12 protein-coding genes are annotated in these 11159 nt (G+C 29.2%); 2 read left to right on the top strand and 10 right to left on the bottom strand.

Going from position 1 to position 11159, the window contains the following annotated elements; translation table 11 throughout:
• The first annotated feature begins 1 nt into the window (after position 1).
• Positions 2-529 carry a molybdopterin adenylyltransferase gene (gene mog, locus L8W55_RS00305; protein WP_263676804.1) on the top strand — a complete coding sequence of 176 codons (528 nt, stop codon included), beginning with the start codon at positions 2-4 and terminating at the stop codon, positions 527-529.
• 12 nt (positions 530-541) lie between these two features.
• Here mog and L8W55_RS00300 read toward each other — a convergent pair whose 3' ends face one another.
• Genes L8W55_RS00300 through L8W55_RS00255 form a run of 10 tightly spaced genes read right to left on the bottom strand, consistent with a single transcriptional unit; the run spans position 542 to position 8246 of the window.
• Positions 542-916: a rhodanese-like domain-containing protein gene (locus tag L8W55_RS00300; RefSeq protein WP_263676803.1), complete on the bottom strand. Its 375-nt coding sequence runs from the start codon at positions 914-916 to the stop codon at positions 542-544.
• A 2-nt stretch (positions 917-918) separates the two neighbouring features.
• Positions 919-1254, bottom strand: coding sequence for a rhodanese-like domain-containing protein (locus L8W55_RS00295; RefSeq protein WP_263676802.1), 336 nt, complete (start codon positions 1252-1254; stop codon positions 919-921).
• On the bottom strand, positions 1251-3080 hold the full coding sequence (htpG, locus tag L8W55_RS00290) for a molecular chaperone HtpG (RefSeq protein ID WP_263676801.1): 1830 nt from the start codon (positions 3078-3080) through the stop codon (positions 1251-1253). The genes L8W55_RS00295 and htpG overlap by 4 nt, the downstream gene beginning before the upstream one ends.
• A gap of 11 nt (positions 3081-3091) precedes the next feature.
• On the bottom strand, positions 3092-3460 hold the full coding sequence (gene crcB, locus L8W55_RS00285; protein ID WP_263676800.1) for a fluoride efflux transporter CrcB: 369 nt from the start codon (positions 3458-3460) through the stop codon (positions 3092-3094).
• Complete coding sequence (locus L8W55_RS00280; protein ID WP_263676799.1) at positions 3457-4146, bottom strand: lysophospholipid acyltransferase family protein; 690 nt, start codon at positions 4144-4146, stop codon at positions 3457-3459. The genes crcB and L8W55_RS00280 overlap by 4 nt, the downstream gene beginning before the upstream one ends.
• Positions 4124-5329 (bottom strand): hypothetical protein, encoded by a 1206-nt coding sequence (locus tag L8W55_RS00275; RefSeq protein ID WP_263676797.1) that lies wholly within the window; start codon positions 5327-5329, stop codon positions 4124-4126. The genes L8W55_RS00280 and L8W55_RS00275 overlap by 23 nt, the downstream gene beginning before the upstream one ends.
• Positions 5323-5973, bottom strand: a complete 651-nt coding sequence (purQ, locus tag L8W55_RS00270) for a phosphoribosylformylglycinamidine synthase subunit PurQ (protein WP_263676796.1) — start codon at positions 5971-5973, stop codon at positions 5323-5325. The genes L8W55_RS00275 and purQ overlap by 7 nt, the downstream gene beginning before the upstream one ends.
• The gene (purS, locus tag L8W55_RS00265) at positions 5970-6206 is read right to left on the bottom strand and encodes a phosphoribosylformylglycinamidine synthase subunit PurS (RefSeq protein ID WP_039618190.1); all 237 of its coding nucleotides are present in this window, start codon (positions 6204-6206) and stop codon (positions 5970-5972) included. The genes purQ and purS overlap by 4 nt, the downstream gene beginning before the upstream one ends.
• An 8-nt stretch (positions 6207-6214) precedes the next feature.
• Positions 6215-6928, bottom strand: coding sequence for a phosphoribosylaminoimidazolesuccinocarboxamide synthase (gene purC, locus L8W55_RS00260; protein ID WP_263663357.1), 714 nt, complete (start codon positions 6926-6928; stop codon positions 6215-6217).
• A gap of 1 nt (position 6929) precedes the next feature.
• Positions 6930-8246 carry a S41 family peptidase gene (locus tag L8W55_RS00255; RefSeq protein ID WP_318529896.1) on the bottom strand — a complete coding sequence of 439 codons (1317 nt, stop codon included), beginning with the start codon at positions 8244-8246 and terminating at the stop codon, positions 6930-6932.
• 206 nt (positions 8247-8452) lie between these two features.
• Here L8W55_RS00255 and L8W55_RS00250 point away from each other — a divergent pair, with 206 nt between their 5' ends.
• Positions 8453-11026: an ATP-dependent Clp protease ATP-binding subunit gene (locus L8W55_RS00250; protein ID WP_263676794.1), complete on the top strand. Its 2574-nt coding sequence runs from the start codon at positions 8453-8455 to the stop codon at positions 11024-11026.
• Positions 11027-11159: the final 133 nt, after the last annotated feature.

Genomic DNA, 11159 nt, shown 5'->3' with positions numbered 1-11159 from the left:
AATGGTAAAAATAGGAATTTTAGTACTTTCAGATAGAGCAAGTAGTGGAGTTTATGAAGATAAATCCGGAGTAGAGATAGAAAAAATTTTAGATTCTTATATAAAGAATGAAAAAAGCTTTTATTATGAGCTAATTCCTGATGAGTATGATTTAATCATGGAAAAATTAGCTTATTTAGCAGATGAAGTAAAATGTGATTTGATTTTTACTACAGGAGGTACAGGGCCTGCTTTGCGTGATGTGACACCAGAAGCAACGCAAGCAGTGTGTGATAAAATGCTTCCAGGTTTTGGGGAGTTAATGCGTGCAAAAAGCTTAGAGTATGTACCAACGGCTATACTTTCAAGACAAAGCGCAGGTATAAAAGGAAAATCATTGATTATCAACTTACCGGGTAATCCAAAAGCTATAAGAGAATGCATTGAGCCTATATTTCCTGCTATTCCTTATTGTGTGGATTTAATAGGTGGAGCTTATATTGAAAATAATGAAGAGGTAATTTCTGTATTTAGACCAAAGAAAAAGTAAGTCTAACTAGACTTACTTTGAGGTTTTATAACCTTGCGATAAAAGTGCGTTCATACCACCTTTTAAATTAGTAACTTCTATGTCATTTTGATCTAATAAAGCAGAAGCTTTAGCACTTCTTGAGCCACTTCTACAAACTATAGCGATAGGTTTGTTACTTGAAATCTTTTTAATTTCCTCAACGAAATTTTCATTTACACTGCCATCTTCATTGTAAAAGCTAATTTTAATGGCATTTTTTATAGTACCAGTTTGTGCCCATTCGCTAGGTTTTCTAACATCAATTACTTGATAATTTTCCAAAATATCCGCATTAATATCGATATTTTTCACTTCTGCTAAAACAAAACTAGCACAAAGTGCTAAAGATAAAAATATTTTTTTCATAATCAACTTTCCTTTTTTGTAGCTTCATAGCCTTGCGATAAAAGTGCTACCATGCCACCATCTAAATTAGTACATTCTATACCTAGAGCATCTTCTATCATCATAGCAGTGTGTTTGCTTCTTGAGCCTGTAGCGCATACAAAGGCTATGTTTTTATTTTGATAATCTACTTTTTCTTTAAACTCTTGGATGAAATTTTCATTCATAAAGCCATTATCATCGCAAAGTGCGATGAGTATAGCTTCTTTTATAACCCCGCTTTTCCATTCGCTTGGGGTTCTTACATCTATAATGCAAAATTCGTGTAAAATATCTTTAGAAATAGTTATATTTTTCATTTTTCTAAAGCCTTAGAAACGATTTTGCTTAAGGCATTGTTAAATTCGCTAGGGTTATCTATACCCATACCTTCACTAAGTTTAGCCATATTTAAAAGAATATGTGCCATTTCATTAGCTAAGGTATCATTTTCTTTTAAGGCTTTTAAAATTTCATGATTAGGATTGATTTCAAGTATAGGTTTAACTTGTTGTTCTTGTCCCATTTGTTTAAGAATTTGTTGCATAGCAAAATCAGGTTTATTTTGATCATAAACAATACAGCTTGGACTATTTGAAAGTCTTTGGCTAAGTTTTACCACTTCAACTTCATCTTTTAAAACTTCTTTTATTTTGATGAGTAAGCTTGCAAATTCAGCCTTTTGTTCTTCGCTAGTTTCTTCACTAGCTAGATGATTGATAGCGCTAAATTTTAAACCTTCAAATTCATTCATCATAGGCATAACTATGGTATCAATTTCCTCATCAAGTAATAAAACATTGATATTTTTTTGTTTATAGCTTTCAAGTAATGGAGAATTTCTTAAAAGTTTTTCATTTTTTCCGCTGATATAAAAAATTTCATTTTGTCCTTCAGCTAAGTTTTGTTTATACTCTTCAAGATCAATTAATTCTTCTTTGTTTGAGTTTTTAAAGTATAAAAGCTTAGCTATAGCGTCTTTATTTTCGCCAAAACCATATAAACCTTCTTTTAAAACTTTTCCAAAATTCTCATGAAATTTAAGATAATTTTCTTTATCTTTTTCTTTGAATTTTTTAAGTTCTGCTAGGATTTTTTTAACACTTGCTTCTTGAACGCTTTTTAAGATTTTATTTTCTTGCAAGATCTCACGACTAACATTAAGCGGTAAATCTTCTACATCAATAATCCCGCGTACAAATCTTAAATAAGTTGGTAATAATTCTTTATCATCATCGCTGATAAAAACTCTTTTTACATAAAGTTTTAAACCACTTTTATAATCTACTCTATATAAATCAAATGGAGCTTGTGCAGGTATAAAGAATAAAGAATTATACTCTATAGAACCTTCAGCTTTTGTGTGGATATAAAGCATAGGTTTGTTTGAATCATGAAAGTTTTGTTCATAAAATCTTTCATAATCTTCAGCTTTTAAACTTGCTTTATTTTGTCTCCATAAAGCACTTGCTGTGTTAATTTGAGTGTTTTTTAATTCTTTTTTAGGTTCTTTTTCGCCTTCTTCTAGTGGTAAATACTCTTCTTTTTCCATAAAAATAGGAAATTGTATGTGATTTGAGTATTTTTCTACTATACTTTCAATGCGGTATGAGTTTAAAAATTCTTCATCTTTTAAATGTAAGGTTATGCAAGTGCCTTGCTCATCTTTATTTGCATATTCTATTTCATAACCACTTGCATCAGAAGTCCAAAGATAAGCTTTATCATCTAATGCCTTTTTGCTTAAAACTTCTATTTTAGAAGCCACCATAAAAGCAGAGTAAAAGCCTACACCAAATTGTCCTATAAGTTGAGAGTCTTTTTTGGCATCACCACTTAAGTTTTCTAAAAAGCTTTTTGTACCACTTTTGGCAATGGTTCCAAGATGATTGATCAAATCTTCTTTATTCATACCTATACCATTATCGCTTATGGTTAGGGTTTTTGCTTCTTGATTGAAGTTGATTTGAATTTTTGGTTCAAATTTTAAATTTTTATAAGCATCATCACTCACGCTTAAATAACTAAGTTTGTCAAGTGCGTCGCTTGCATTAGAAATAAGCTCTCTTAAAAAAATTTCTTTGTTTGAATACAAAGAATGAATCATAAGTTGTAAAAGTTGATTAACTTCAGTTTGAAATTGCATTTATATCTCCTTTATTTAAAAATTAAAAAACCAATCCATACTGCCAAAAGACAAAGGATAATATTTAAAATAATATTTAGAAAAAAGTGAAAATAATCACCACTTTGCAAAAATAGCAAATTTTCATAAGAAAAAGTTGAAAAAGTCGTAAAAGCACTTAAAAAACCCGTGCTAATTAAACTTTTAGTAAAAATATGCACGCCTTTAGAGTTTGCATAAGAAAAAAACAAGCCCATTAAAAAAGATCCTATGATATTAACAAGTAAAGTACCATAGGGAAAATCATGTGGAATGATTTTATTAAAAAAGCTACTAGTAAGCATTCTAGATATAGCCCCTAAAAAGCCACCAAAACCTACAGCCAAAACCGTACTAATCAAGCTTTTGACCTTTCGTTATCTAAGATTGTTTGCATTTTTTCTCTAGTTTGATCAAGCCAATCATCTTTACTTGTATCAACAAGATCAAGAAATACTACTTTTAAAACACCACTCTTTGCACTAAAGTTTTGTGTGTCTAAAATTTTAGCTGAATCAACAATTACCACAGGTTGGACTTTTAGATTAAGTTTTTCACTTAAAATTTTAGCTCCAACTTTAAATTTTAAAAGTTTTTGTGTTTTAGATCTTGTACCTTCTGGAAAAATAGCCAAAATTCTATCTTCTTTTAGTCTTTCTTTAGCTTCTTTTAAAAGTTTTACTAGACCCTTTGGGCTTCTATCTATACAAATAATTTTAGGTTTTTTAATCAAAGTTTTAAAAACGGGGAGTTCGCCAAGTTCTTTTTTTGCTATCCAAGATATATTTTTTGGGTATAAATCTTCCAAAACAACTATATCTAACAAGCTTTGGTGATTGATTAAAAGTAAATTAGCTTGAGGGTGTATAGAACCTTGAGTTTGGATTTTATAATTTATTACATATTTTTGTAGTTTTGACCATGCTTTTCTGATTTTCCAAATTTTTTCTTGTGATTGTAATAATAAAAAAGCAATACATAAAAATATAATAGATAAAATAAATTCAATCCAAAATATTAAAGCTTTAAATCTTTGATAAATCTTCACTTTTTACCCAGCCTATTTTTCCATTATTAAATAAAATTTTTTTATATTCATCTCTTGAATCTAGCACTTCTACTTCTTGTTTATATTTTCCAGAATAAAAATGAGTTGAGTTTAGAGTTGGTAAAATTTGTACTTTACTTTCGGCTTTTAATATAGCTTTATATATGTTATTTTGGGCTAAAAAACTTGCTATTAGAGCCAAAATTGCTAAGCCTAAAGCTACATAGCTTTTCTTAAATACAAACCATAAAGCAAAAATACCACACAAGCTCCACAAAAACACTTGTTTGTAAAAATTAAAATCATTAGTTTTTGGATTTAAATCACTTTGTGTGCTTATACTATCTTCTTTAAGTTCTATTTTTAAGGAAAAATCTTTTAGTTCTTTAGAATTTAAATTAAAATAAGAAAAATCAAAACGCGTTTTGCTTTTATCTAAAATAGCATAATAAAATCCACTTTGTTTTTCAAAATCGCCTTTAATAGCCTCTACACCTTGTTTTTGAATATCTTTTATATTAAAACTTGCTAGGTTTGTGTTTTCTCCTACAAGTTTTATAAATAAAATCATATTGTCATTATCAAAATGGCTTGCTTTTACTTGTTTTACTTCTAAATTACTTGCAACTATGTGTGAGTATTTGTTAGAAGGGGCGTCGATTTTTTTAAGTCTAATAGGTTTTATAATTAGTGATGAGCTTTGAAAAATATGATCATTTCTGCTTAAAGAAACGATGATTTTATTTAAATTGGCATTTAAACTTTTTGCTTCAAACCATAATTTTGTGTGATATGAATTAGCTTTTTGCTCCCAAATAGGATTAGGATTGATCCAAAGCATATCGTCATTTTTTTCAAAGCTCACATTTAAATCAAAACTTACATTAGTTGTGGTGATAACCTCAAGATCTATAGCAAAAGCTTCATCTATATAAGCTTCATCAGTGTATTCTTTTGCATTTAATACCAAAGAACCTTGAGGAATAAAATTTTCATCATTGACTTTACTTTCATAATTACTCTCATCACTTGGAGCGATGGTTTGATAAATTTGTTTAGCTTGATCATCTAATTGATTGTAATTTTTTTCTAAGGTGTTATAATCTTCAAAAACACTGTTTTCTTGAGCATATAAATTAAGTGCTAGTAAAAAAATACAAAAAACTTTGAAGGTTTTTAGCAATTTAAAAATCCTTCAAACATTTTAAGTCCTACTTTTGAGCCAAGTATATCATCACACATTCTTTCAGGGTGTGGCATAAGTCCAAAGACTTTTTTATTCTCATTACAAATTCCAGCTATATCGTTTAAAGATCCATTTGGATTATTGATATATCTTAATAAAATCATATCTTTATCTTCTAACATTTTAATACCATCTTCGCTATTAAAATAATTTCCTTCTCCATGAGCAATAGGTAATTCTATAATGTCATTTTTTTGGAAATTTTTCAAAAAAGCATTATTGTTTGATACTACTTGCAATGCTTGCATTTTAGAAATAAAACTTAAGTTATTATTATGTTTCATAGCTCCCTTTAAAAGACCAAGCTCTAATAAAATTTGAAAGCCATTGCAAATACCTAGTACATAGCCACCTTTTTGCACATGTTCTTTAAGTGTTTTCATAGCAGGAGCAAGTTTTGCAATAGCTGCACATCTTAAATAATCTCCATAAGAAAATCCACCTGGTAAAACGATTAAATCTGCGCTAAAATCTTGTCTTTCATGCCAAATGATTTCAGTTTTTACGCCTAGTTTTTCAAAAGCATAAGCTGTATCAAACTCGCAATTAGTTCCAGGAAAACGAATAATAGCTACTTTCATAATATTATCTCATAATCTTCTATCACAGTATTTGCAAGTAATTCTTTGCACATTAAATCAACTTGTTTTAAAGCTTCTTCTTTATCATCACAAGCTATATCAAAACTAATTTGTTTTGAGGTTTTAACATTTGCTATGTTATTAAAATCTAAAGAATGCAAAGCCTTTTCTATGGCTTTGCCTTGAGGATCTAAAACCCCGTTTTTTAGTGTGATATTTACAGTTACCTTCATTATTTTTCCTAACTTAAAATTCTTTTTAATACTTCTTCATAGGCCATTTTTACATTACCTAGATCTTGTCTGAAGCGGTCTTTGTCTAATTTTTCATTAGTTTTGCTATCCCAAAATCTACAACTATCAGGGCTAATTTCATCAGCTAGTATCATATTTCCTTCACCATCAATACCAAATTCTAATTTAAAATCAATCAATCTTAAACCTTTAGATTCAAAGAATTTAACCAAGATAGAATTGATTTGTCTTGCAATGTTTTTTATTAATTCTAAATCTTTTTCACTTTTTACTAAATTTAAAATCAAACAATGCTCATCATTGATAATAGGATCGCCTAAATCATCATTTTTATAACAAAACTCAACTACAGCAAAAGGTAAAATCGTACCCTCTTTAATGCCCAATCTTTTTGTTAAAGATCCTGTGGCTACATTTCTAGTAATAACTTCAATAGGTATAATATTGCATTTTTTTACAATTTGTTCTTTATCGCTGATAGTTTCTACTAAATGTGTTTTAATACCTTCTTTTTCTAAAAGATGAAAAATTTCAGTACTAATTTTACAATTTAACGCACCTTTTCCCGCTTCATTACCTCTTTTTTCTGCATTAAAAGCAGTTAAATCATCTTTAAATTCCGTGATGAGTAAATTCTCATCATCAGTTTTAAACATTTTTTTACCTTTTCCCTCGTATAAAAGATCTAGTTTTGTTGCCATTTTACTCTCCTTTTGTGATGTTTAAAATTTTGATTGCATCTATTGCAGTTTTTAATTGTATATCATTATCAATTTGTTCTTTGGTGATGATATTTTTATCTTCTTTGTTATCTTTTTTCTTTTCTTGATGTCCGATTTTATCAAGTTCAGCTTGTAGGTGTTTTTTTAGATCGCTTTCTTTGATTTCAAAGCCATGATTTTCTTCTTTACTTACTTTTCCTGGGAATACTTCTATATCAGGACTAACCCCGACAGCTTGTATGGTTCTACCACTTGGTAAATAATATTTTGCTATAGTAAGTCTTAAGCCTTCTTTACCTTTTTCATCCATAGGTAATATAAGTTGCACACTACCTTTTCCAAAGGTTTTTTCACCCACTATAATAGCACGTTTAAAATCTTGTAAAGCCCCACTTACAATCTCACTTGCACTAGCGCTACCACCATTTACAAGCACTACTAAAGGTGCGTTAGTGATTTTTTTACTAGGATTTGCTTTAAATTCTACATTCTCACTTTCTATTTTTCCTTTTTGTGAGACAATGACTCCTTTATCTACAAAAAGATTTACCAAACCTACAGCTTGATTTAAAATACCACCTGGGTTGGTTCTAAGATCTAGTATAATTCCTTTTACATTAGAATATTTTTTGATTGCTTTACTAGCTTCATCTACGACATTTTTATCAAAATTAGTTACTCTTAAATAAAGCAAGTTTTCATTTTCAATTAGTTTTGTATAAACACTATCTACTTTTATAATATCTCTTTTTAAATTAACATCAAATGGTTTTGCATCGCCTTTTCTATAGATAGTTAGAGTAACCTTTGTCTTAGGTTCTCCACGCATTTTAGAAACAGCTTCATTTAAAGTCATACCTAAGGTTGATTCGTTATTAATTCTTAAAATAATATCATCAGTTTTAATGCCTGCTTTATCTGCTGGGCTTCCTTCTATAGGGGCTACAACGCTAATTGCTCCATCTTTTTGCGTAATAGTAAAGCCAAGTCCTCCAAATTCTCCATTAGTTTGTTCTTTAAGTTCTTTATAGCCTTTTTCATCTAAGAAAGAAGAATGAGCATCTAAATTTGTTAGTAAACCTGCTATGGATTTATCAACTAAATCTGTATAATTAACATCATCAACATAGTATTGTTCTATGATAGACATGGTTCTTGTGAGTTTAGATAAAGCTTCTATTTTCTTTTCTGTTTCACTAGGAGTGGGGTTTTTAGCTTGTAAATTCGTAAAAATAAAAGAAGCAGTTACTAAACTACAAATGCTAGCTGCGATAATAAGATTTCTTTTTGTCTTCAAAGGAAAAACTCCAAAATAAATATGAATTCATAAAATAATTATCTAATTTTAGTTATTTTTGCTTAAAAAATCGTAAATAAAGTAAATATTTTTATTATATTAGTGTGTATATATAAAAAATTATTTATAAATATAACTAAATAAACTTGACAATAATAGACTAAAGTTATATAATACACTTCATATAAAAGTAAAAAGGAGTAAAAATGGCAAATATACAAGATTTTTTAACAGATTCTATGCTTTCAAATATAGAAAGTGCGATTTCTTTGGCCATTCATTCTAAGAATAGTGAAATAAAACCTTTGCATTTATTATGGGCTTTAAGTGTTGATAGTTCAAGTTTACTAAATCAAGTTTTTAATAAATTAAATGTTTCTAAAGAGGCATTTGAGTTAGAAGTAAAAAGTAAAATTTCATCTTTTCCTACTAGCTCAAATGTAAATAAAGATAATATTAAATTTTCAAATGAATTTATTAATTCTTTAGAAAAAGCAAAAGGCTTGGCTTTAGAAAACAAAGATAGCTATTTGGCTGTGGATATGTGGCTTGTTTCAGAAAGTACGAGCGGGGTTATTAAAGAACTTTTATCTAAATTTGTAGATTTAAATGAGTTTAAAAAAGAATTAGAATTCATTAGAGCAGGAGCTAAAATAGAAACTAAAACAAGCGATGAAACGCTTGATTCTTTGTCTAAATTTGGTATTGATTTGACTATGAAAGCTAAAAACAATGAACTTGATCCTGTCATAGGCAGAGAAGAAGAAATTCAAAGATTAATGCAAATTTTAATCAGAAAAACTAAAAATAATCCTATTTTATTAGGTGAACCAGGAGTAGGAAAAACTGCTGTAGTAGAAGCCTTAGCACAAAGGATAGTTAAAAAAGATGTTCCTACTTCATTGCAAAATAAAAAAGTCATAGCCTTGGATATGAGTGCTTTAATAGCAGGAGCAAAATACAGAGGTGAATTTGAAGATAGATTAAAAGCTGTTGTAAATGAAGTAATAAAACATAAAAATATAATTTTATTTATAGATGAAATTCACACCATTGTAGGTGCGGGTGCAAATGAAGGAAGTATGGATGCAGCAAATATTTTAAAACCTGCTTTAGCAAGAGGTGAGCTTCATACTATAGGCGCTACAACCTTAAAAGAATATAGAAAATATTTTGAAAAAGACGCTGCTTTACAAAGAAGATTTCAACCCGTAAATGTAGCTGAACCTAGCGTAAATGAAGCTTTGGCTATGCTAAGAGGTATAAAAGAAAAATTAGAAATTCATCATAATGTAACTATTAATGATAGTGCCTTAGTAGCAGCTGCAAAGCTATCTAAGCGTTATATAGCTAATAGATTTTTACCTGATAAGGCGATTGATTTAATTGATGAGGCCGCAGCGGAATTAAAAATGCAAATAGAAAGTGAGCCAAATTCACTAAGAAAGGTTAGAAAGCAAATTGAAAGTTTGGAAGTAGAAAATGAAGCTTTAAAAATGGAAGAAAATGAAGCTAATGAAAAAAGATTGGAAGAGATTAAAAAAGAATTAGCAAATTTAAAAGAAGAGCAAATCAAACTTAATGCTAAATTTGAAAATGAAAAAGCAGTATTTAATGGCATAAGTGCAAAGAAAAAAGAAATCGATACTTTAAAAAATGAAGCTGTTTTAGCTAAAAACAAAGGAGATTTTCAAAAGGCTGCTGAAATAGAATATGGCAAAATTTTAGAGTGTGAAAAAGAGGTATTAAATTTAGAAGAAAAATGGAAACAAATGACCCAAGAAGGAGTTTTGCTTAAAAATCAAGTAGATGAGGATTTAGTAGCTGGTATTTTAAGTAAATGGACAGGCATTAGCGTGCAAAAAATGCTTACTTCTGAAAAGCAAAAATATTTACACATTCAAGAGTATTTACAAGAAAGCGTCATAGGGCAAGATGAGGCTTTAAGTGCCTTGGCTAAAGCTATTAAGCGTAATAAAGCAGGGCTAAATCAAACAACTAAGCCTATAGGAAGCTTTTTGTTTTTAGGGCCAACTGGAGTAGGTAAAACAGAAAGTGCTAAGGCTTTGGCTAAATTTTTATTTGATGATGAAAAAGCTATGGTGCGTTTTGATATGAGTGAATTTATGGAAAAACATAGCGTATCAAGACTTTTAGGTGCACCTCCAGGATATATAGGGCATGAAGAAGGCGGGGAGCTAACCGAAGCTGTTAGAAGAAAGCCTTATAGTGTGATTTTGTTTGATGAAGTAGAAAAAGCTCATAAGGATGTATTTAATATACTTTTGGGAATTTTAGATGATGGTAGAGCTACAGATAGTAAAGGTGTAACGGTTGATTTTACTAATACTATCATTATCTTAACTTCTAATATAGGTGCAAATTTTATCATGGAGCTAAAGGGTGAAGAAAGAGAAAAAGCTATTAAAGAAGCTCTTAGAAGCTTTTTTAGACCTGAGTTTTTAAATCGTTTGGATGATATTATTACTTTTAATCCTTTGGGAGAAAGTGAAGCTGAAAAAATAGTTAAATTGCTTTTTAATACCTTGCAAAAAAGTCTTGAAAATAGAGGTATTAAAGCAAGCTTGAGCGATAATGCTGCTAGGTTAATAGCAAAGGTTGGTTTTGATGTTGATTTTGGTGCAAGACCATTAAAAAGAGCTTTATATGACATGGTAGAAGATAAATTAAGTGATATGATATTATCGGATGAATTAAATGAAAACGATGAGATTATTATAGATTCTAAAGATGATGAGATTATCATTGTTAAACAATAAGCAAGTGCAATACTTGCTTATTTTAGAGTAAAAATCTCCTAATTAGCATTAAATTGTAAATGCTTCGTATATTTGTTTAAAAAATTATTATTTTTTATCTATTCTTAACAATAAATGTTTTAAAATCTTTAAT

It is taken from the genome of Campylobacter sp. FU_520, assembly GCF_025772385.1.
Classification (GTDB): domain Bacteria; phylum Campylobacterota; class Campylobacteria; order Campylobacterales; family Campylobacteraceae; genus Campylobacter_D; species Campylobacter_D lari_C.
This window is presented reverse-complemented; position numbering and strand designations above follow the sequence as displayed.